Source organism: Amycolatopsis sp. BJA-103, assembly GCF_002849735.1.
Classification (GTDB): domain Bacteria; phylum Actinomycetota; class Actinomycetes; order Mycobacteriales; family Pseudonocardiaceae; genus Amycolatopsis.
The window spans coordinates 7529234-7549502 of sequence record NZ_CP017780.1 but is presented as its reverse complement, the minus strand read 5'-3'; the positions used below and the strand labels follow the sequence as shown (position 1 = coordinate 7549502).

At 67.9% G+C, this 20269-nt stretch carries 20 protein-coding genes; 8 read left to right on the top strand and 12 right to left on the bottom strand.

Annotation, left to right across the window (positions count from 1 at the left end; translation table 11 throughout):
* Positions 1–72 precede the first annotated feature (72 nt).
* Entirely contained in the window at positions 73–834 is a 762-nt protein-coding gene (locus BKN51_RS33765) for a MerR family transcriptional regulator (protein WP_168214449.1), read from the bottom strand.
* 71 nt (positions 835–905) lie between these two features.
* On the opposite strand from BKN51_RS33765, the gene BKN51_RS33760 reads away from it, so the two are divergent.
* Both BKN51_RS33760 and BKN51_RS33755 read left to right on the top strand, forming a co-directional pair.
* The gene (locus tag BKN51_RS33760) at positions 906–1937 is read left to right on the top strand and encodes a glycerophosphodiester phosphodiesterase family protein (RefSeq protein WP_101611460.1); all 1032 of its coding nucleotides are present in this window, start codon (positions 906–908) and stop codon (positions 1935–1937) included.
* 133 nt (positions 1938–2070) lie between these two features.
* Complete coding sequence (locus BKN51_RS33755) at positions 2071–2577, top strand: DoxX family membrane protein (protein WP_101611459.1); 507 nt, start codon at positions 2071–2073, stop codon at positions 2575–2577.
* Between the two features lie 61 nt (positions 2578–2638).
* On the opposite strand, the gene BKN51_RS33750 is transcribed toward BKN51_RS33755, so the two are convergent.
* The 4 genes from BKN51_RS33750 to BKN51_RS33735 form a co-directional block, all read right to left on the bottom strand.
* Positions 2639–3010: a YciI family protein gene (locus tag BKN51_RS33750; protein WP_101611458.1), complete on the bottom strand. Its 372-nt coding sequence runs from the start codon at positions 3008–3010 to the stop codon at positions 2639–2641.
* A 99-nt stretch (positions 3011–3109) separates the two neighbouring features.
* Positions 3110–3913 (bottom strand): ABC transporter permease, encoded by an 804-nt coding sequence (locus BKN51_RS33745; RefSeq protein WP_101611457.1) that lies wholly within the window; start codon positions 3911–3913, stop codon positions 3110–3112.
* Positions 3910–4863, bottom strand: a complete 954-nt coding sequence (locus BKN51_RS33740; protein WP_101611456.1) for an ATP-binding cassette domain-containing protein — start codon at positions 4861–4863, stop codon at positions 3910–3912. The genes BKN51_RS33745 and BKN51_RS33740 overlap by 4 nt, the downstream gene beginning before the upstream one ends.
* 70 nt (positions 4864–4933) lie before the next feature.
* Positions 4934–6223 (bottom strand): acetyl-CoA C-acetyltransferase, encoded by a 1290-nt coding sequence (locus BKN51_RS33735; RefSeq protein WP_101611455.1) that lies wholly within the window; start codon positions 6221–6223, stop codon positions 4934–4936.
* A gap of 92 nt (positions 6224–6315) precedes the next feature.
* Here BKN51_RS33735 and BKN51_RS33730 point away from each other — a divergent pair, with 92 nt between their 5' ends.
* Positions 6316–7650, top strand: coding sequence for a 3-oxoacyl-ACP reductase (locus tag BKN51_RS33730; RefSeq protein WP_101611454.1), 1335 nt, complete (start codon positions 6316–6318; stop codon positions 7648–7650).
* A 2-nt stretch (positions 7651–7652) separates the two neighbouring features.
* The gene (locus tag BKN51_RS33725; RefSeq protein ID WP_101613616.1) at positions 7653–8498 is read left to right on the top strand and encodes a MaoC/PaaZ C-terminal domain-containing protein; all 846 of its coding nucleotides are present in this window, start codon (positions 7653–7655) and stop codon (positions 8496–8498) included.
* Here BKN51_RS33725 and BKN51_RS33720 read toward each other — a convergent pair.
* Entirely contained in the window at positions 8481–9146 is a 666-nt protein-coding gene (locus tag BKN51_RS33720; RefSeq protein WP_007032385.1) for a TetR/AcrR family transcriptional regulator, read from the bottom strand. The two genes, BKN51_RS33725 and BKN51_RS33720, sit on opposite strands and share 18 nt — an antisense overlap.
* A 127-nt stretch (positions 9147–9273) precedes the next feature.
* On the opposite strand from BKN51_RS33720, the gene BKN51_RS33715 reads away from it, so the two are divergent.
* Positions 9274–9909: an SCP2 sterol-binding domain-containing protein gene (locus BKN51_RS33715; RefSeq protein ID WP_101611453.1), complete on the top strand. Its 636-nt coding sequence runs from the start codon at positions 9274–9276 to the stop codon at positions 9907–9909.
* Between the two features lie 68 nt (positions 9910–9977).
* Positions 9978–10586, top strand: a complete 609-nt coding sequence (locus BKN51_RS33710) for an SCP2 sterol-binding domain-containing protein (RefSeq protein WP_174720569.1) — start codon at positions 9978–9980, stop codon at positions 10584–10586.
* Positions 10587–10655: 69 nt separating this feature from the next.
* Here BKN51_RS33710 and BKN51_RS33705 read toward each other — a convergent pair whose 3' ends face one another.
* From BKN51_RS33705 to pdhA, 6 genes are all read right to left on the bottom strand, one after another.
* On the bottom strand, positions 10656–11138 hold the full coding sequence (locus BKN51_RS33705; protein WP_101611452.1) for an FxsA family protein: 483 nt from the start codon (positions 11136–11138) through the stop codon (positions 10656–10658).
* 78 nt (positions 11139–11216) lie between these two features.
* The gene (locus tag BKN51_RS33700) at positions 11217–13166 is read right to left on the bottom strand and encodes an ABC transporter ATP-binding protein (protein ID WP_101613614.1); all 1950 of its coding nucleotides are present in this window, start codon (positions 13164–13166) and stop codon (positions 11217–11219) included.
* A gap of 26 nt (positions 13167–13192) precedes the next feature.
* Positions 13193–13762, bottom strand: coding sequence for a TetR/AcrR family transcriptional regulator (locus BKN51_RS33695; protein ID WP_101611451.1), 570 nt, complete (start codon positions 13760–13762; stop codon positions 13193–13195).
* A 172-nt stretch (positions 13763–13934) separates the two neighbouring features.
* Positions 13935–15290 carry a dihydrolipoamide acetyltransferase family protein gene (locus BKN51_RS33690; RefSeq protein WP_101611450.1) on the bottom strand — a complete coding sequence of 452 codons (1356 nt, stop codon included), beginning with the start codon at positions 15288–15290 and terminating at the stop codon, positions 13935–13937.
* A gap of 16 nt (positions 15291–15306) precedes the next feature.
* Positions 15307–16299: an alpha-ketoacid dehydrogenase subunit beta gene (locus BKN51_RS33685; RefSeq protein WP_101611449.1), complete on the bottom strand. Its 993-nt coding sequence runs from the start codon at positions 16297–16299 to the stop codon at positions 15307–15309.
* A 1-nt stretch (position 16300) separates the two neighbouring features.
* Entirely contained in the window at positions 16301–17506 is a 1206-nt protein-coding gene (gene pdhA, locus BKN51_RS33680; protein WP_101611448.1) for a pyruvate dehydrogenase (acetyl-transferring) E1 component subunit alpha, read from the bottom strand.
* Positions 17507–17879: 373 nt separating this feature from the next.
* On the opposite strand from pdhA, the gene BKN51_RS33675 reads away from it, so the two are divergent.
* Positions 17880–19292 carry a M20/M25/M40 family metallo-hydrolase gene (locus BKN51_RS33675; RefSeq protein ID WP_174720482.1) on the top strand — a complete coding sequence of 471 codons (1413 nt, stop codon included), beginning with the start codon at positions 17880–17882 and terminating at the stop codon, positions 19290–19292.
* A gap of 73 nt (positions 19293–19365) precedes the next feature.
* Positions 19366–20223 carry an alpha/beta fold hydrolase gene (locus BKN51_RS33670; protein ID WP_101611446.1) on the top strand — a complete coding sequence of 286 codons (858 nt, stop codon included), beginning with the start codon at positions 19366–19368 and terminating at the stop codon, positions 20221–20223.
* Positions 20224–20269: the final 46 nt, after the last annotated feature.

Here is a 20269-nt window from a genome sequence, read left to right as displayed (position 1 = left end):
CAGTGATAGAAGGCTAGGCGTGTCGCGGCGGGTTACTCCGAGTGGACGGGTCTGCAGCCCCGTCCACTCGTCTTACTCACTCAGGTTGCGCTCGGCGTAGACCGCCATCGCGTCGCGGATGAACTCCGCGGTGCCCGGGCCGTGCTTTTCGTCGTACTGCCCGTAGCGCGGGTCGTCGACGTAAAGCTGCCCGAGACCGGCGAAGTAGCCCTTCGACACGGCACGCACGGCCGGCCGGAGCCACTCGTACAGCTGACGCGTGATCGCCTGGACTTCGTCGCCGTCGGCGGGCAGGCCCTTGCCGCGGGCCTCGCCGAAAGCGGCCGCAATGTCCTTCTGTTCCTGCTGGTGCGCCTTCTTGTCCTCGGCGCTCAGCGACTTCCACCACCGATCACCCTGCTTGTAGGCGTCGGCGCCCCAGCGTTCGGTGACCTCCTTCTCGTACTTCGTGTGGTCGAAGCCGTCGAACACTTCCGCTGCCATCAGCTGTTCACCTCTCTCTGTCTTCTTCAAGGTCGTCCTGACCGATTCGATCTGCCGTCCGAGCCGCTGGCGCTCCTGCTCCAGCCACTTCAGGTGCGTGCGTAGCGCCGCTGTCGTGTCCTGTTCCCCTTCGAGCACTTCGCCGATCGCGGGCAGGCTCAGCCCGAGTTCGCGAAGCAGCAGGATCCGTTGCAGCCGCACCAGCGCGTCCTGGTCGTAGTAGCGGTATCCGTTGCTCCCCACCCGGCTCGGTTCGAGCAGCCCGATGTCGCCGTAGTGGCGCAGCGTGCGGCTCGTGGTCCCGGCCGAGCGGGCGATGTCCTGGATCGACCACTCCTTCTCGTTCGGCATGTCCACGAAGGTAGAGGTTGACGTTGCGTCAAAGTCAATCGAAGTTCATCCGACGGTGGCATGGTTCACCCATGAAGACATTCGCGCTGGTCATCGCCGCCGCGCTGACCCTGACCACGGCGGGGGTCGCCGACGCGCATCCGCGTCGCGCCTTCGACGTCCAGGCTCACCGCGGTGGACTCGGTCTCACGGTCGAGAGCACGCTCGCTTCATTCGGCAAGGCGATGGAGCTGGGGGTGACCACGCTCGAGCTCGACATCCAGATCACCAAGGACGGTCGCGAGGTGATCACCCACGACCGCAAGACGACGCCCGCGAAGTGCCGCGACACCGCGCCCGTGACGCCCGGCGATCCGGCGTACCCGTATGTCGGCAAGTACGTGAAGGACCTGACGTTCGCGCAGGTCCGCACGCTGGACTGCGGCTCGATCCGGCAGCCCGCGCACCCCGGCCAGACGCTCTCCCCCGGTGCCGAGATGCCGACCCTCGCCGAGTTGTTCCAGCTCGCGCGCGACCACCGTGCCTGGGGCGTCAAGTTCAACATCGAGACCAAGGTCGAGGCCGCCGCGCCGCACGAGACGGCGCCGCGCGAGCAGTTCGTCCAGCGGGTGGTGCGCGAGATCCTGCGCGGCGGGTTCGCGCACAACGTCACCGTCCAGAGTTTCGACTGGGGCGCGCTGATGCTGCTGCGCAAGGTCGCGCCGTGGATCCCGACGGTCGCGCTGACCCAGCCCGAGTTCCTCCAGGCCGGCCAGCCGGGCAAATCGCCGTGGCTCGGCGGGCTCGACATCGACGACTTCGGCGGCAGCCCGATCCGCGCGGTGAAGTCGTTCGGCGCGAGCGCGCTCTCGCCGGTGCACGGCAACCCGCAGGGCGGCAAGGTCGGCGACCCCGACTACCGGCCGTTCACGACGAAGGCGCTGGTCAGCGAGGCGCATCGTGCCGGGATCAAGGTCGTGCCCTGGACGATCGACGATCCGGCCACCATGCACAAGCTCATCGACGACGGTGTCGACGGCATCATCACCGACTATCCGGACCGGCTGCGGCAGGTCGCGGCCGACCGCGGCTTCAAGCTGCCGAGGGCATATCCGGCTCGCTAGCCGAATCTAGCCCTCTCTAGTGTCAGAGAAATATTCGAAGATACTTCGTTAGCGCGGTTCGGCGCCCCGACGGACGGGAAGTCTGGGGATAGATTTGCTTTCCTCAGGGTTCGGATCAAGAAAGGCAACGACCGTGATTCTCCGTCGCGTCGCACGTCCGCTCCTCGCCGCGATCTTCATCTCCGGCGGGATCGGCGCACTGAGGGACACCCAGGGGCACGCCAAGGCCGCGGAGCCGTTCCTCACCGAGTCCTTCGACAAGCTGGAGGGTGTGGTGCCGGAATCGGTGCCGCGCGACCCGGCCACCCTCGTCCGGATCGACGCCGCCGTGAAGGTCGGCGCCGGGCTCGCGCTCGCCACGGGCAAGGCACCGCGGCTGGCTTCGCTGCTTCTGCTCGGCAGCCTCGTCCCGACCACGCTGGCCGCGCACCGGTTCTGGGAGATCAAGGAACCGGCCGAGCGTCAGCAGCAGCAGATCCAGTTCATCAAGAATGCCGGCCTCGCCGGTGGCCTGCTGCTCGCCGCCGCGGACACCGCCGGCAAGCCTTCGCTGGGCTGGCGCGCCAAGCGCGCCGCGTCCAAGACGGAGAAGCGCGCCGAGAAGCTGGCGAAGAAGGCTGAAAAGGCCATCACGAAGTGACAGCCCGCGTTTAGTCCTCTAGATGCGTTCTTGGAGCATCTAGAGGACTAAACGCGATGGGTCACGAGGTGAAGGCCTCGATGTCCTCCGCCTCGACGACCGTCCGGACCTCGACCTCGATCTCGTCGAACAAGGCCGCGTAGGTCTCCGCGAAGGCGATGGCCTCGGCCAGATCCTTGGCGTTGATCAGCGCGAAGCCACCGATGACCTCTTTGGCCTCGGTGAACGGGCCGTCGGTCGCGGTGATCTTGCCGCCGCGGACCTTGCGGACCTTCGCGCCCCGCTCGGACGGGTGCACGCCCTCCGCCGTGATCAGGATGCCCTTCTCGAACGAGTCTTCGATGAAGGCGCCCATCTGCTCGATGAACTCCTTGCTCGGGTTCCACGCCTCGGGGGCGCTCTCGTCCAGCCGGTGCATCATCAGAAACCGCATCGCTGCTCCTCAGTGTCTTGGCGGGGCTGTTTCTACCCCGCCTTCACCGACGCGTCGAGCGGCTCGACGACGGTTCGACATTTCGGTACAAAAGTTTTTCTAGCGGCTCGCGACCTTCTTGTACTGGGCCGTCGCCAGCGGCGCGAAGATCGCGATGATGGCGATGCAGCACAGGATCGCGTACAGCGACGCGTTCTCGGCGGGCCAGCCCGTCGGGGGTGCGCCGAAGCGGTTTCCGAACAGGTCGCGCGCGGAGTTGATCACCGCGGTGAACGGGTTCCAGTCGGCGATCGCCTTCAGCACACCCGGCAGCTTGTCCGCCGGGACGAACGCCGTCGAGATGAAGCTCAGCGGGAACATCCACATCAGCCCGGCGCTCTGGGCCACCTCGACGCTGCGCGCGACGAGCCCGATCCACGCGCCGACCCAGGACAGCGCCCAGGCGAACATCAGCATCACCAGGTAACCGAGCACCGCGTCGAGGAAGCTGCCGCGGATCCGCCAGCCGACGAGCAGCCCGCACAGCGACATGACGATCAGCGCGACCACGCTGATCACCAGATCCGACGTCGTCCGGCCGAAGATCACCGCGAGGCGGGAGATCGGCAGTGATCGGAACCTGTCGATGATGCCCTTCTGCAGGTCGTTCGCGAACCCGATCACGGTGAACGCCGAGTTGAACGCGACCGTCTGCGCGAAGATGCCGGCGATCAGGAACTCGCGGTACGCGAGCCCGCCCGCTTCCCCGCCGATCGCGTCGCCGAAGACGTACGCGAACAGCAGCACGAACATGATCGGCTGCAGCGTCGCCGCCATCAGCCAGTCCGGGTTGCGCTGGACGTTCTTCAGGTTCCGCCAGGTGATCACGCCACCGTCGGAAAAGGCCTTGGCGATCGTGCTCACTTCTTCTCCCCCTCGTCCGTGGCGTGCCCTGTCAGCGAAAGGAACACGTCGTCGAGCGTCGGCCGGTGCAGCGCGACGTCCTGGACGGCGACGCCCTGCGCGTCCAGCCGCCGCAGCGCCTCGATCAGCGCCTTCGGCCCGCCCTCGACGAGGACGTCGACCTTGCGGGTGTGCTCGTCGACCGACGGCGTGCCCGAGCCGACCTCGGCGAGGACCTGGGTGGTCGCCGCGAGGTCGTCGGCGGACGCGACGACCAGTTCGAGCCGCTCGCCGCCGATCTCCTGCTTGAGCTCGTCGGCCGTGCCGCGCGCGATGACCTTCCCCTTGTCGATCACCACGATCGAGTCGGCCAGCTGGTCGGCCTCCTCCAGGTACTGCGTGGTCAGCAGGACCGTGGTGCCGTCGGCGACCAGTTCCTTGATGACCTCCCACGTCTCGATCCGGCCGCGCGGGTCGAGCCCGGTGGTCGGTTCGTCGAGGATCACCACCGTCGGCTCGGCGACCAGCGCCCCCGCGAGGTCCAGCCGCCGCCGCATGCCGCCGGAGTACGTCTTGGCGGGGCGGTCCGCCGCGTCCTCCAGCCGGAACCGCGCGAGCAGCTCGCGCGCCCGGGCCTTCGCCGCGGCCTTCTTGCTCCCGTACAGCCTGCCGACCATGTACAGGTTCTCGAACCCGGTGAGGTTCTCGTCCACGGCGGCGTACTGCCCGGACAGCCCGATCGAGCGCCGGACGGCGTCGGGCTGGGCCAGCACGTCATGCCCGGCCACCTCCGCTTCGCCCGAATCCGGGCGAAGCAGCGTGGTCAGGATGCGGACCGTCGTCGTCTTCCCGGCGCCGTTCGGCCCCAGCAGGCCCAGCACCTTGCCCGTCGGGATCGACAGATCGACCCCGTCGAGTGCCCGGGTGGACCCGTAGGTTTTGACCAGCGCTTTCGCCTGTACTGCGAACATGCGGACAAACTAGACCCCGGCACCGACAAAGGCACCGGGGTTTTTCCCGGATCCGCTCAGAGCGGACGGGCTACTTTTCGAGGATCGCGGTGACACCCTGGCCGCCCGCGGCGCAGATCGAGATGAGTCCGCGGCCGGATCCCTTCTCGTTCAACAGTTTCGCGAGGGTGGCGACGATGCGGCCGCCGGTCGCGGCGAACGGGTGCCCAGCCGCCAGCGACGAGCCGTTGACGTTCAGCTTCGCCCGATCGATGGAGCCGAGCGGCTCGTCGAGACCCAGCTTCCCCTTGGCGAACGCCGGGTCCTCCCACGCCTTGAGGGTGGCGAGCACCTGCGACGCGAAGGCCTCGTGGATCTCGTAGAAGTCGAAGTCCTGCAAGGTGAGCCCGGCACGCGTGAGCATCTGCGGGACGGCGTACGCGGGCGCCATCAGCAGGCCTTCGTCGCCGTGGACGTAGTCGACGGCCGCAGTCTGCGAGAACGTCAGGTACGCCAGCACGGGAAGCTTCCGCGCCTTGGCCCACTGCTCGGTCGCGAGCAGGACCGTCGACGCGCCGTCGGACAGCGGCGTCGAGTTCCCCGCCGTCATCGTGCCCTCGGGGCCACCGAAAGCGGGCTTCAGCTTCGCGAGCTTCTCGACACTGGATTCCGGCCGAAGGTTCTGGTCGCGGGCCAGCTTGAGGTACGGCGTCACCAGGTCGTCGAAGAAGCCCTTGTCGTACGCGGCGCCGAGACGCTGGTGGCTGGTGGCGGCGAGTTCGTCCTGCGCCTCACGCGTGATCTCCCAGACCTTCGCGGTCAGCGCGGCGTGCTCGCCCATGGACAGGCCCGTGCGCGGCTCGGAGTTGCGCGGGATCTCGGGGACGATGTGGCCGGGACGCAGCTTCGCGGCGAGTTTCAGCCTTTCGGGGAGCGTCTTCGCGGCGTTGAGCTGCACGAGGATCTGGCGCAGGTCGTCGTTGACCGCCAGCGGGGCGTCGGACGTGGTGTCGACGCCGCCCGCGATGGCCGAGTCGATCTGGCCGAGGGCGATCTTGTTGGCGACGTTGACGATCGCCTGCAGACCGGTGCCGCAGGCCATCTGCACGTCGGAGGCCGGAGTGGCCGGGTTCAGCCTGCTGCCGAGGACGCTTTCGCGGGCCAGGTTGAAGTCGCGGGCGTGCTTGAGCACCGCGCCGGCGGCGACCTCGCCGATCACCTCGTCCTGCAGGGAGAAGCGGCTGACCAGGCCGTCGAGGGCGGCCGTGAACATGTCCTGGTTCGACGCCTTCGAGTACGGACCGTTCGAACGGGCGAAGGGGATCCGGTTGCCGCCGATGATCGCTACCTTGCGCACGGGTGCCGTCCTTTTCGTGGCCATTTTTTCCACTCCTCCGTAGGCTCTCTCACACTGTAACCTACTAGCGAGTAGGTTAGAATGCGACGTGATGCAAACGGCACGGGAGGCACGTAATGGCTGACAGGTACCAGCAGTTCACGAAATCCCCAGTGGGGAAGTTCGTGGTGCCGAAGCTCGGCCTGCCGAACCCCGCGACGCTTCGCCGGTACAAGCCCGGCCAACCCGCTCTCGAGGGTCCCGCACTTCTCGGCGCCGCGCCGGGCGGTCGCCTCGAAAAGGTGATCGAGGCGCAGCTGCACCGCGCGGGCATCGACGTCATCTCGACGGCGGCCGACAACCACGCCGCGCTCGTCTTCGACGCGACAGGCGTGAAGGACCCGAAGCAGCTTCGCGAGGTCTACAACTTCTTCCACCCGGTGATCCGCAGCGTCGGTTCGTCGGGCCGCGTCGTCATCCTCGGGACGCCGCCGGAGCTGGCCGAAGGGCACGAGCGGATCGCCCAGCGCGCGCTCGAAGGCTTTGTGCGCTCCGTCGGCAAGGAACTGAAGCGCGGCGCGACCGCCCAGCTCGTGTACGTCGCCGAAGGAGCCGAAGAGGCCACTGAGTCGACGCTCCGTTTCCTGCTTTCGTCGAAGTCCGCCTTCGTCGACGCCCAGGTCATCCGCGTCGGGACCGAGACCAAGACCGCTTCCGCCCCGGCCGACTGGGCGAAGCCCCTGGACGGCAAGGTCGCGCTGGTCACCGGCGCCTCCCGCGGTATCGGCGCCGCCATCGCCGAGGTGCTGGGCCGCGACGGCGCGCACGTCGTCGCGCTCGACATCCCCGCTCAGGGCGCGGACCTGTCGAAGGTGGCCAACAAGGTCGGCGGCTCCGCGCTGCAGCTGGACATCACCGCCGCAGACGCGCCGGAGAAGCTCGCCGAGTACCTGACCACGCGTCACGGCGGCGTCGACATCGTCGTGCACAACGCGGGCATCACGCGGGACAAGACGCTGGGCAACATGACCGAAGGCGGCTGGGACTCGGTCATCTCGGTCAACCTCGCGTCGCAGCTCGCGGTGAACGAGAAGCTGCTGTCCGGCAAGGTGCTCCACGAGAACGGCCGGATCATCGGCGTCTCCTCGATCGCGGGCATCGCGGGCAACGTCGGCCAGACCAACTACGCCACCAGCAAGGCGGGCGTCATCGGCATGGTGAACGTCGGCGCGCCGACGCTCGCCGAATACGGCGGCACGATCAACGCCGTCGCGCCCGGCTTCATCGAGACCAAGATGACCGCCGCCGTCCCGCTGTTCATCCGCGAGGCCGGACGGCGGCTGTCCAGCCTCGGCCAGGGCGGGCTCCCGGTCGACGTCGCCGAGACGATCGCCTGGTACGCGAACCCGGCTTCGGCCGCGGTCAACGGCAACGTGGTCCGCGTCTGCGGCCAGGCACTGCTGGGGGCGTGATCATGGCGGTCAAGGAACTTCACGAGTCGCCGAGTCTGTCTTCGTTGTACCCCAAGGCGTTGCTCGGGTCGCTGCGCAAGAGCGGCGGGAGCACGCTGCCGTCGACCGAGTTCGTCCGCGAGGGCGTCGTCGTCGATCCCGCGCATCTCGCCGCGTACAACCAGGTGTGCGGATTCCGGCTGGACGACGTCCTTCCGGCGACGTATCCGCACATCCTCGCGTTCCCGCTGCAGATGGCGCTGATGACCGAGGACGACTTCCCGTTCCCGTTGCTGGGCATGGTGCACGTCAACAACCGGATCACCCAGCACCGGCCGCTGCGGCTCGACGAGTCGTTCACCCTGCGCGTGCGCGCCGAGGACCTGCGCCCGCACGAAAAGGGCAAGCAGTTCGACGTGATCAGCGAGCTGCTCGTCAACGACAGTCCTGTTTGGACGGACGTCAGCACGTACCTGCGCCGCGGTGGCGGCAGTGGCGAGAAGACCGCGCGCGGTCAGCTCTCGCAGCCTTCGCCCACCGCGATCTGGCAGGTGCCCGGCGACATCGGCCGCCGCTACGCCGAGGTCTCAGGCGACCGCAACCCGATCCACCTGCACCCGATCACCGCGAAGGCGTTCGGGTTCCCGGCCGCGATCGCGCACGGCATGTGGACGAAGGCGCACGCGCTCGCGGCGTTCGAAGGCAGGCTTCCGGAGGCGTTCACCGTCGACGTCAAGTTCAAGCAGCCGGTGCTGTTGCCCGCGAAGGCGGCGTTCACCACGTGGAGTGAAGGCGAGGGCTGGGCCTTCGAACTCTGGAACGCGCGCAAGCCGAAGCCGCACCTGGAGGGGTCAGTCGTCGCTCTCTGACGGCTTCCAGATCTCGCCCTCGACGAGGTCGTTGAACCCGAGCCAGACGAGGTTCATCAGCCACGAGGCGAGGACGCCGTCGGAGACATCGGGGTGGTCGAGCGCCCAGTCGGCCAAGGACTCGGCCGCCCCGACCAGCGCGGCGGACAGCCCGGCGCCGGAGAACTCGGCCTGTTCGCCGAGGCCCTTGCGGGTGCCGGCGGACACGACCAGCGCGGCGACCAGCTCGATCGCGCGGGTGCGCATGTCGGTGATCTCCGCGGCGAAGGCGCCGCCGACGGTCATCGCCTGGCGGTGCAGCACCGTCCAGGACTCGCGGTAGTCGGCGACGAACCGGTAGAACGCCCGGAGACCGTGCCAAAGCTGCATGTCAGGCGGCAGATCGGGCTTGATCCCGTCCTGCACCGCCTCCAGCAGGCGGGTGGCCTCGCGGCGGATGCACGCGCCGAAAAGGTCTTCCTTGGACCCGAGGTAGGTGTAGATCATCGGCTTGGACACGCCGGCGACCTCGGAGATCTCGTCCATCGACGCGGAGTGATAGCCGTAGCGCGAGAACACCGAGACCGCTGCGTCCAGGATCTGGCGTTCCCGCACCGCTCTCGGCAGCCTTTTGGCGCGTTCGGCGGGACGCGGTACTTCCTCGGACACTCAGGACCTCCCCTTAGTTCGCGTAAGACGCTACCGGGCTACCTCCGGCGGGGGTGATTTCGGCACGCTTGCCCGCCTACCTACTGGCGGGTAGCCTTACGCCTGGGTAGGCGAGCTGGAGGGAAAAATGACCGAGATCGTGGGGCTGACCGGCCGCGCGCTGGTCGACGCGCTGGAACGGATCGAGCCGGATTCGGCCGAGGCGCACTCTCTCGACGTCAACGAGGTCGCGGGTGCCATCGATCCGAAAGACCTCGGCAAGGACGACGTCCGGCGGCTGCTGGCCTCGCTCGGACGGCTCGCCGAGTCCGCGCCCGCGTTCGACCTCCGCAAGGTCGACCCGGCCCGGTTCGCGAACCTGGTCGCCCGCGCCTCGCGCACGCAACTCGAGAGCGTCGTCGCCGAACGGCCGCTCCGGGAGCGCGTGCTGGCCGAGATCTTCGACCGTATGGGCGCCCACATCCGGCAGGACCGGGCGAAGTCGCTGCACGCCGTCGTCCACTGGCGGCTGTCCGGCGGCGTCGGCGATGGCGGGTACGACCGCTACGAGACGGTGATCTCGCACGGTGAGTGCACCGTCAGCCGGGACATGAAGGAGAAGCCGAGGGTGACGATCACGATCGCGCCCGTCGACTTCTTCCGGCTCATCACCCATCAGGCGACACCCGCTGTGCTATTCGTCACCGGAAAGATCAAAGTAAAAGGTGACCTGGCCTTCGCAGCGGGCCTGATCGGTTTCTTCGACCTTCCGAAACCGTCCTGAACCCGGCCGAGCAGATACACTTCCGTGCCGTGCCCCGAAATTCTCCGAACCGGCGCTGGCGGGACAAGGTGCGCCTTTCCCGTCCGTTACGGCTGCACAAGACGCGCACCGGCGGCGAGCACGTCGTCAACGCCTTCGCGGAGAAGCTGGAGCTCGCCAAACTGAGCCCCGAGCAGTTCGTGCAGGTGCTGGAAACCCTGCACATGCTGGGGGAAACCGGCGCGGGCATCGAGTTGAGCTCCCTGGAGACCGAGGTGCTCGTCGACATCGTGCAGCGGGCGTCACGGGAGCAACTCAAAGCGATCTCCGATCACCCGGAACTGCGTTCGGCGTTCCTCGACGAGATTTTCCGCAGAATGTCGGACCATTTCGCTCCCGAACGCGCACGGCATGTCGACTTCGTCGTCGCATGGCGTTTTACCGACGGTGACGGAGAAGACGGTTTCGATCGCTTTCAAACGGTCATCGAAGACGGCGTCTGCGTTTCGAGCACCGATCTCGCGCGCACTCCGGACACCACCATCACGCTGTCCGTCGACGACTTCATCCGGATGGCCACCGGCAACGCGGCCGTGGCGGCGATGTTCGTGACCGGCAAGGTGAAGGTGAAGGGCGAGTACGCGCCCGCGGTCCGGTTCAGCGGGTACTTCGACATCCCGAAGCCGAGCGGGAGCTGAAGGGGCCCATCGCCGCATGCGATGCGGTGAAGGACGCTTTCGTGGCTTGGGATGCGGGGAAAGCTCCCTTCAGCCCTCGACGATGCGGCCCTCGATCACCGGCGGCTGCTTCTTGGCGGCCTCGGCCGGCGGCGTGTCCATGACGACCTCGCTGTCCACGACCATCACCGGACCGCGGGTCTGGTTGGCGAACTTGACCGCCCGGCGGGCCATCCGCTTCTGCCAGACCTTGCGCGCGACACTCCGTGTCGGCGGCAGGATCAGCAGCAGGCCGAAGACGTCGCTGACGAAACCGGGCAGCAGGATCAGCAGACCGCCGAAGCCGATCAGCATGCCGTCGGTGAGTTCCTTCTCCGCGTCGGCCGGTCGGCCGAGCCGCGCGGACTCGGCGAACGCCCGGAAGGCGCGGCCGCCTTCGCGGCGTGCGAGCCAGGACCCGATGAACGCACCGGCGAAGAGCAGCGCGATCGTGCCGAGCACGCCAACGGCCGAGCCCACCGCCCACACGGCGGCGATCTCGGCGACGACATAGAGCAAGAACGCGACAGCCATACTTGGACAACGTACGGCTTGCCCGTTTTGCTCCCAACCCCCGATACGGTGACCGAGGTCGCCGTATCGGGGTCCCGGTCAGCTGACGGCCTCGTCGAAATACGCGGCGGCCTGCAGGGTGAAGAGGTCCGCATAGCCGGCCTTCGCCGCCATCAGCTCGTCATGCGTGCCGTATTCCGCGACCTTCCCGTGCTCCAGCAACAGAATCCGTTCCGCCTGCCGGACGGTGGAGAACCGGTGCGAGATGTACAGCGTCGTGCGTCCCTCCGAAAGCTCGCGCAGCCGCGAGAAGAGGTCGTGCTCGGCCTGGGCGTCCAGCGCCGAGGTCGGTTCGTCGAGGATCAGGATCGGCGCCTCCCGCAGGAACGCCCTCGCCAGCGCGATCTTCTGCCATTCGCCGCCGGAAAGGCTGACGCCCTGATCGAACCAGCGGCCGAGCGGGCTGTCGTACCCGCTGGGCAGGCGCTCGATCCGCTCGTCGGCACCGGCTCGCTTCGCCGACTCCTCGATCCGCTCTCGGTCGACGAGATGCGTCAGGTCACCGAGCCCGATGTTCTCGGACGCCGTGCCCTGGTAGGTCACGTAGTCCTGGAACATCGCGCTGATCCGCTGCCGCAGTTCCACCGGGTCGTACTCGCGGATGTCGACGCCGTCGAGCAGGATTCGCCCGTCGGTCGGGTCGTACAGGCGGCACAGCAGTTTGAACAGCGTCGACTTCCCGGCGCCGTTGCGGCCGACGACGGCGACCGTCTCGCCCGGCCGGATCTCGAAGCTCACGTTGTCGAGCGCGGGTTCGACCACCCCGGGATAGGTGAAGGACACTTCTTCGAACTGGATGTGTCCCTCCACAGTGGACGGAAGCGGGCGTGGCTCCGGCGGCGCGACGATCTCCGGTTTCGTGCCGAGGAAGCGGTACAGCGTGTCGAGGTAGAGATTGTTCTCGTACATTCCGGAAAACGCGGTGAACAGACCTTGGACCGACGTCTGCACCGACGCCGCGGCGGCCGTGTACAGCGCGAGATCGCCGAGGGTGAGCCTGCCGCCGACGGCCTCCAGCGCGATGTACAGCGCGATCGCGGATCCGGCGGCGGTACTCAGCAGGCCCCACGACGTCGCGCTGACGCTGCGCTTGCGGGTCAGCGTCCGCTGGCGGTCGTAGAAGACCTGGCCCAGCCGCTGGAACCGGTCGACGAAGTACGGGCCGAGGCCGAAGAGCTTGGTCTCCTTGGCATACGTGTCCGTGGTGACCAAAGAGGACAGATAGTCCATCCGTCGTTTCAGCGGTGACATCATCAGTGTCAGCCAGAAGGCGCGGGCGCCGTATTTCGACTGCGAGATGAAGGCGGGGATCGGTGCCACGAGGGCGACGAGCGCCAGCAGCGGACTGACCGAGACCAGCAGCGCGATCATGCTGCCGAAGGTGATCGCCGTCCGGATCAGGCCCAGCGCCGAGTTCATCATCGACAGCGGCCGGGTCGGCGCTTCCTGCGCGGCCTGGCGCAGCATGTCGTAGGACGCGGAACCCTCGAAGTACGAAAGATGCAGCTTGCTCGCGTGGTCCATCACCTGGTGGCGGATGGTCAGCGTCATCCGTTCCTGCAGCAGGGATTGGCCATAGGTGGTCAGCGCCTGCGAGAGCGCGGTCAGCACGAGGACGCCGAACTGGAACAGCGCGACGCCGACGATCGCGCTCTTGGTGCCGTGGCCCTGGATCGCCGCGACCACGGAGTCGATCAGCAGTTTCGCGATGTACGCGGTCGCCGTGGGCAGCAGACCGGAAAGCAGCGTCACGAGGGTGATCGTGATGGTCAGGAACGGGCTCGCCTGCCAGGTCAGCTTCGCGACCTTGGGCAGGCCGCGGACCGTGCCCGAGACGTTGACCCACATGCGGTTGAGCCGCGACTTCAGGTCTTTCGGGACGGCTTCGGGTTCGGGCTCCGGGATCTCGACCGGACCGGTCAGCCCGCTGTCGGGCACCGTCGACGGCGGACGGCGTCGCCTGCCGCCCCGCGCCAGCAGCATCTCGATGCCGCCACCCCCACCGGGCGGGCCGATCACTCGGCCCCCAAGGCGCCGTGGAGGAACACGTCGACGAGTTCCATCGTGGTGGGTTCGTCGCCGGTCTCGCTGAACCGCATCCGGCCGTTGAACAACAGCGACAGGAAGAGCGCCGCCAGCTGGGTCGCCGGCAGCCGGAGCCGTTTCTGTTCCGGTTCGAACAGTTCGGCCATGGCGTCACACATCGCGCTCATCGATTCCCGTCGCCGGTCCCTGCCGCCATGCTCGCGGTGAGCGGGCCGCTTGCCGGAACCGTGCATCGCGGCCATCAGCGCACCCATCCGCTGGAGGTGCGCGCTGAGCGCGTCGGCCGCCTCGACGAGCCTGTCGTCGAGGGGCTGTTCGAGGTCGATGACCGCGATGGCGTCGAGTACCTGGTCGGGCTTCAGTGCTTCGGCGAAGCAGGTGGCGAAGAGCTCGTCCTTGTCCTTGAAGACGCGGAAGACGGTGCCTTCGCCGATCCCGGCCGCGCGGGCGATCTGGCTGGTGGTGACCCCGGCGCCGTGCTCCACCATCAGTGGAAGCACGGACTGGACGATCATCCGGCGCCGCTCCTCCGGGCTCATTCCCGGCGCTCTCCGCCGGGTGGTGTCGGGGCTTGTCATGCGTCCAGTGTGCGGAGTGAGTGCTCACTCCGTCAAGCGATTAAGCGTGAAGGACGCCATGCCCGCATGTGACGCAGCGAAGGACGCTTTCCCTGCATCGCATGCGGGGAAAGCGTCCTTCAGCTCACTCGACTCAGTAGGTGATCGCGACCGCGGGGTCGGCCAGCAGCGCGCCGACGTCGGCCAGGAACTCCGAACCCTGCTGCCCGTCGACCACACGGTGGTCGAAGCTCAGCGAAAGCTGGAGCACCTTGCGCACCTTGATCTCGCCGTCGACCACCCACGGGGTGTCCTTGATCGCGCCGAGGCACAGGATCGCGGACTCGCCGGGGTTGATGATCGGCGTACCGGTGTCGACGCCGAAGACGCCGACGTTGGTGATGGTGATCGTGCCGCCGAGCATGGCCGCCGGAGTGGTCTTGCCCTGGCGGGCGACGTCGGTCAGCTCGGTGAGCGCGATCGCGAGTTCCTTGAGGGACATCGAATCCGCGTCACGGACCTTGGGCACGACGAGCCCGCGCGGGGTGGCGGCGGCGATCCCGAGGTGCACGTAGTCCTTGAAGACGATCTCCTGCGCCGCCTCGTCCCACACCGCGTTGACGTCCGGAGTGCGCTTGGCCGCCATGCAGACGGCCTTCGCCGCGAAGGTCAGCGGGGTGACCTTGACCCCCGCGAACTCACGCGACTTCTTGAGCTTCTCCCGGAATTCCATCATCGGCGTGACGTCGATGGTGAGGAACTCCGTGACGTGCGGGGCGGTGTAGGCGCTCTGCACCATCGCGGCCGCGGTGGCCTTCCGGACACCCTTGATCGGCACCCGGCGTTCACGGGTCGCCGGGTCGTAGCCACTGTCCACAGCGGACTGGACGGAGGTGGCCGGAGCCGAACCGTTGGCGGCGGCGTGCACGTCGTCACGGGTGATGACGCCGCCGTCGGCGGTACCGGTGAGCGCGTGCAGATCGACGCCGAGGTCCTTGGCGAGTTTGCGCACCGGCGGCTTCGCCAGCGGTACGTATCCGCCCTTCGGCTTGGCAGGCGCGGCAGGAGCGACGGCCACCGCGGCGACAGGGGCGACAGGGGCGGCGACGGGAGCAGGAGCGGCGGGTGCCGCGCCCTTCCGCGCCCGGCGCGACGTGACGACCGCCTTGGAGCCGTAGCCGACCAGCGGCTTCATCTCCTCCTCGGCAGGCTCCTCTTCCTTCGCGGCAGCGGGTGCCGGGGCGGAAGGGGCGGCCTTGCCGCCGGGGTCGACGTCGATGGTGAGGATCGGCGCGCCGACCTCCACCGTCTGCCCCGGTTCGACGAGCAGCTCGGTGACGACGCCCGCCCACGGGATGGGCAGTTCGACGGCGGCCTTCGCGGTCTCGACCTCGACCACGATCTGGTTCACCGTCACGGTGTCACCCGGCTTGACCTGCCAGGCGATGATGTCGGCTTCGGTCAGCCCTTCCGCCGTGTCGGCGAGGGGAAACTGTTTGTACTCGGGCATTTCAGGAAATTCCCCCTTACCAGGCGAGTGAACGGTCGACGGTGTGCAGCACCCGGTCCAGGTCGGGGAGGTAGTGCTCCTCGAGCTTGGCAGGCGGGTACGGCGTGTCGAATCCGGTCACCCGAAGCACGGGGGCTTCCAGCGAGTAGAAGCATTCCTGCTGCACGCGCGCGGCGATCTCCGAGGTCAGCGACGACTCCGACGGCGCCTCGCTCAGCGCGATCAGCCGTCCGGTCTTGCGCACCGACTCGAACACCGGCTCCAGGTCGAGCGGGGACAGCGTCCGCAGGTCGATGACCTCCAGCGACTTGCCCTCGTCCTCGGCGGCGGCCGCCGCGTCGAGCGCGACCTTCACCGACGGGCCGTACGCGACGACGGTGGCCGTCGTGCCTTCGCGGACGACACGGGACTCGAACAGCTGGTCCGGCGTGCCGTCGACGTCGATTTCGGCCTTCAGCGCGCCGGAGTGGTACAGCTTCTTCGGCTCGAAGAACAGGATCGGGTCGTCGGCCTTGATGGCCTGCTGGATGCCCCAGTAGGCGTCGACGGCGTTCGAAACCGACACGACCTTGAGGCCGGGGACGTGCGCGAACAGCGATTCCGGCGACTCCGAGTGGTGCTCGACCGCGCCGATGCCACCGCCGAACGGCACCCGGATCACGATGGGCATCTTGATCTTGCCCTGCGTCCGGTAGTGCAGCTTCGCCACCTGGCTCACGATCTGGTCGAAGCCGGGGAAGATGAAGCCCTCGAACTGGATCTCGCACACCGGGCGGAATCCGCGGACGGCCAGGCCGACCGCGGTGCCGATAATGCCGGATTCGGCCAGTGGCGTGTCCAGGACGCGCTGCTCGCCGAAGTCCTTCTGCAGGCCGTCGGTGATGCGGAAGACGCCGCCGAGCTTGCCGACGTCCTCACCCATGATCAGGACCTTGGGGTCGGATTCCATGGCACGCCGGAGGCCGAGGTTGATCGCCTTGCCGATGGTGAGTTTCTGGAGGTCTGCCATTTCAGTGCTCACCCGCCCCGACGAAACCGTCCAGGTAGGACAGGAACTCTTCGCGCTGCGCGTCCAGCATCGGCGTGGACTCCGCGTACACGTTGGAGAAGATCCGCTCGGGTGGCGGTTCGGGCATGTTGAAGCAGTACTCGCGCAGCTCGGCCGCGAAGGCGTCCGAATCGGCCTGTACCTGGTCGAAGAACGCCTGGTCGGCGCCGCCACCGCGGGCGAGGTACGCCCGGACGCGCTCGATCGGGTCCTTCAGCTTCCACTCCTCCAGCTCGTCGGAGAGCCGGTAGCGGGTGGGGTCGTCGGTGGTGGTGTGCGCGTCCATCCGATAGGTGAACGCCTCGATCAGCACCGGGCCGTTGCCGTGACGGCACTCCTCCAGCGCCCAGCGGGAGACCGCGAGGCAGGCGAGGACGTCGTTGCCGTCGACACGGATGCCGGGGAAGCCGTAGCCGCGGGCACGCTGGTAGAGCGGCAGGCGCGACTGGCGTTCGGTGGGCTCCGAGATCGCCCACTGGTTGTTCTGGCAGAAGAACACGAGCGGCGCGTCGTAGACGGCGGCCCAGACGAAGCCTTCGTGCACGTCGCCCTGCGAAGTCGCGCCGTCACCGAAGTAACAGATGGTCGCTTCGCTGTCGTCGTCGCCGACCTTGCCTTCGAACTTCTGGCCCATCGCGTACCCGGCGGCGTTGAGCACCTGGTTGCCGATCACGATGGTGTACGGGTGGAAGCCGTGCTCCTTGTAGTCCCAGCCGCTGTGGTCGGTGCAGCGGAAGATGCCGAGCACCTCTTTGAGGTCGACGCCGCGGGCGTACGCGACACCGTGTTCGCGGTAGCTGGGGAACGCCATGTCCCGCTTCTGCAGCGCGCGGCCGGAGCCGATCTGCGCGGCCTCCTGCCCGAGCAGCGGGACCCAGATGCCGAGCTGGCCCTGACGCTGCATCGCGTTGGCTTCGCGGTCCGCGCGGCGGACCAAAACCATGTCGCGGTACAGGCCCTTGAGGGCTTCGGCGTCGATGTCGTCGACATACCGGTCGAATTGCGGCGAGGAGACCCGTTCGCCTTCGGGGGTGAGCAGCTGAGTCAGCTCAGCGCCACCTTCGCTCGTTGCTCGCAAACCGGCGATCACCTGTTCGGGGGACGGTTGCGCCGCTACCGCGGCGGGGCCATCTCCAGGTTCCGGGTGCGTCCAGTGTTCGGACGGCATGCGCTGCTCTCCTTGATGTCGGCGCCTCTGGCGGCCACTTGTGGCGGCCACAGTGACTGCGCCGGCGGGGACCAGCGCGTCGGATCTGAAGCGCTGGGTCACCATCGGCGTTGACGGTTCGTGCGCACATCCTGGCATGCCGGACGCCGTTTTGGTCAGTGGCGGATGCTGATTTGTTGCTGAGAAAGGGTGCCTGAACAGGGCAAATGCTAGGACGCCCGAGTGTGGGGCCGCCGAAAGTAGGGGTTTCACTCGCGGGCCGACCAGCGGACGGTGAGCCCGGACGGGTGCCGTGTCCGGCTTGATCGATGACGATCCGTGCCCGCCGTTGTGACCCATCACACGTGCCGGAGCCCGTGGCAGGATGGCGGACGTGGAGCAGAAATCCGTACGCGAAACCGTGGTTTCCAACTGGACGCACGACGTCCTTCCCAGCCTGTCCGGCCTCGTGGCGATCCCCGCGTTGTCGCCGGCGTTCGACGCGGAGTGGGCGAAGAGCGGTCATCTGGCCGCCGCCGTCGAGCACGTCCGTTCCTGGATCGCCGCCCGGGAGATCCCCGGCGCGACGCTCGAGGTCGTGGAACTCGAAGGCCGCAGCCCGCTGCTGGTCGTCGACATCCCGGCGACGTCCGACGAGGCCGACAAGGGCACCGTGCTGATGTACGGGCACCTCGACAAGCAGCCCCCGGTCGGAGGCTGGTCCGAGGGGCTCGACCCGTGGACGCCGGTGATCCGCGACGGGCGGCTTTACGGCCGTGGCGCCGTCGACGACGGCTACTCCGGCTACGCGGCGACGACGGCGATCGAAGCCGTGCGCGCCGCCGGTGGCGAGCACTCCCGCGCGGTCGTGCTGCTCGAGACCGGTGAAGAGTCCGGCAGCCCGGACCTGCCCGCCTACGTCGAGCACCTGAAGGAGAAGCTCGGCGCGGTCTCGCTGGTCGTCTGCCTCGACGCGGGCGGCACCGACTACAAGCGACTGTGGCTGACCACCAGCCTGCGCGGCATGCTGCACGTCAACGTCACCGTGAAGGTGCTCGAATCGGCGCAGCACTCCGGTATGGCCAGCGGCATCGTGGCGAGCTCGTTCCGCGTGCTGCGCGCGCTGATCGACCGGATCGAGAACGTCGAGACCGGCGAGATCAAGCTCGCCGAACTGAGCGTCGACATCCCGGAGAACCGTGTCGACGAGGCACGCGGCGTCGTCGAGATCGCGCCCGGCGCGGCGAAGACGCTCTTCCCGGTGGTCGGCCGCCCGGTGTCCGACGACGACCTCGAACTGCTGCTCAACAACTCGTGGCGGCCGACGCTGTCGGTGATCGGCGCGGAGGGCTTCCCGCTCCCGGCCGACGCGGGCAACGTGCTGCGCGACAGCACCACCCTCACGCTGAGCTTCCGGCTGCCGCCGACCGCCGACGCCAAGACCGCGATGGAGGCCGTCCGCCGCGTGCTCACCACCGACGTGCCTTACGACGCTTCGGTCGAGCTGAGCGATTTCCAGGCCGAGAACGGCTGGAACGCGCCGGCCACCGCGCCGTGGCTCGACGACGTCCTGCACCACGTGAGCGGCGAGGTCTTCGGGGCGCCGCACAAGAGCTACGGCATGGGCGGGTCGATCCCGTTCATGGGGCTGCTCGGCGAGAAGTACCCGGAGGCGCAGTTCGTGGTCACCGGTGCCTGCGGGCCGGACTCGAACATCCACGTGCCGGACGAGTGGCTGAACATCGACTTCGCGCAGCGGGTCACCGAGGCGGTCGCGCACATCCTGGACGCGCACGCACGGAGCTAGACACTGCAATGAAAGTCCCCTTCATTGCAAAATTTGCAATGAAGGGGACTTTCATTGCACTCTCTGGAGGATCATGTTCGAGGGATTCAAGCTCGAAAACGTCGACGTCGGCGAGGTGACCCTCAGGGTCCGCCACGGCGGCTCAGGTCCGCCCCTCGTTCTCCTGCACGGACATCCCCGCACCCACACCACCTGGTACGACGTCGCGCCCCGGCTCACGGACGCGTTCACCGTCGTCTGCCCGGATCTCCCCGGCTACGGCCAGTCCTCGAAACCCGAGACCACCGAGGACCACTCCGCCCAGTCGAAGCGCGCCATGGCCCGGCACATCGTCGCGCTCATGCGGCACCTCGGCCACGAACGGTTCGCCGTCGCCGGGCACGATCGCGGCAGTTATGTCGCGCACCGGCTCGCGATGGATCATCCCGAGGCCGTCACCAGGCTGGTCATCCTCGACGGCGTCCCGATCGGCGAGGCGCTCGCTCGCGCCGACGCGAACTTCGCCCGGAAATGGTGGCACTGGTTTTTCTTCGGCCAGCTCGCGAAACCGGCTGAGCGTGTGATCAACGCGGATCCGGACGCCTGGTACGGCGGTGATCCCGAAGCGATGGGCGCCGAGAACCACGCCGATTTCCTGCGCGCGATCCACGATCCCGAGACCGTCCACGCGATGCTCGAGGACTACCGCGCGGGCCTCGGGCCCGACCGCGAAGCCGACGACGCGGACAAGGCGGCTGGGCGGAAACTGGCCTGTCCCCTGCTCATGCTGTGGTCCAGCCGCGACGACATGGCCGACCTCTACGGCGACCCGATCGCGGTGTGGCGCGAATGGGCCGAGGACGTCCGCGGCTTCGCGATCGAGTCCGGCCACCACCTGGCCGAGGACAACCCCGCCGAGCTCGCGGCGGCGCTGCGGGAGTTCCTGGGCTGAAGGGGACTTTCCCCTCGTCTCACGCGGTGAAGGGCGCTTTCCCCCC

What these genes read in the sequence shown, in the direction of transcription:
- BKN51_RS33765 (WP_168214449.1), bottom strand. Translation starts at nt 834, where the DNA reads ATGCCGAACGAGAAGGAGTGGTCGATCCAGGACATCGCCCGCTCGGCC.
- BKN51_RS33760 (WP_101611460.1), top strand. Translation starts at nt 906, where the DNA reads ATGAAGACATTCGCGCTGGTCATCGCCGCCGCGCTGACCCTGACCACG.
- BKN51_RS33750 (WP_101611458.1), bottom strand. Translation starts at nt 3,010, where the DNA reads ATGCGGTTTCTGATGATGCACCGGCTGGACGAGAGCGCCCCCGAGGCG.
- BKN51_RS33740 (WP_101611456.1), bottom strand. Translation starts at nt 4,863, where the DNA reads ATGTTCGCAGTACAGGCGAAAGCGCTGGTCAAAACCTACGGGTCCACC.
- BKN51_RS33735 (WP_101611455.1), bottom strand. Translation starts at nt 6,223, where the DNA reads ATGGCCACGAAAAGGACGGCACCCGTGCGCAAGGTAGCGATCATCGGC.
- BKN51_RS33730 (WP_101611454.1), top strand. Translation starts at nt 6,316, where the DNA reads ATGGCTGACAGGTACCAGCAGTTCACGAAATCCCCAGTGGGGAAGTTC.
- BKN51_RS33725 (WP_101613616.1), top strand. Translation starts at nt 7,653, where the DNA reads ATGGCGGTCAAGGAACTTCACGAGTCGCCGAGTCTGTCTTCGTTGTAC.
- BKN51_RS33715 (WP_101611453.1), top strand. Translation starts at nt 9,274, where the DNA reads ATGACCGAGATCGTGGGGCTGACCGGCCGCGCGCTGGTCGACGCGCTG.
- BKN51_RS33705 (WP_101611452.1), bottom strand. Translation starts at nt 11,138, where the DNA reads ATGGCTGTCGCGTTCTTGCTCTATGTCGTCGCCGAGATCGCCGCCGTG.
- BKN51_RS33695 (WP_101611451.1), bottom strand. Translation starts at nt 13,762, where the DNA reads ATGAGCCCGGAGGAGCGGCGCCGGATGATCGTCCAGTCCGTGCTTCCA.
- BKN51_RS33690 (WP_101611450.1), bottom strand. Translation starts at nt 15,290, where the DNA reads ATGCCCGAGTACAAACAGTTTCCCCTCGCCGACACGGCGGAAGGGCTG.
- BKN51_RS33685 (WP_101611449.1), bottom strand. Translation starts at nt 16,299, where the DNA reads ATGGCAGACCTCCAGAAACTCACCATCGGCAAGGCGATCAACCTCGGC.
- pdhA (WP_101611448.1), bottom strand. Translation starts at nt 17,506, where the DNA reads ATGCCGTCCGAACACTGGACGCACCCGGAACCTGGAGATGGCCCCGCC.
- BKN51_RS33670 (WP_101611446.1), top strand. Translation starts at nt 19,366, where the DNA reads ATGTTCGAGGGATTCAAGCTCGAAAACGTCGACGTCGGCGAGGTGACC.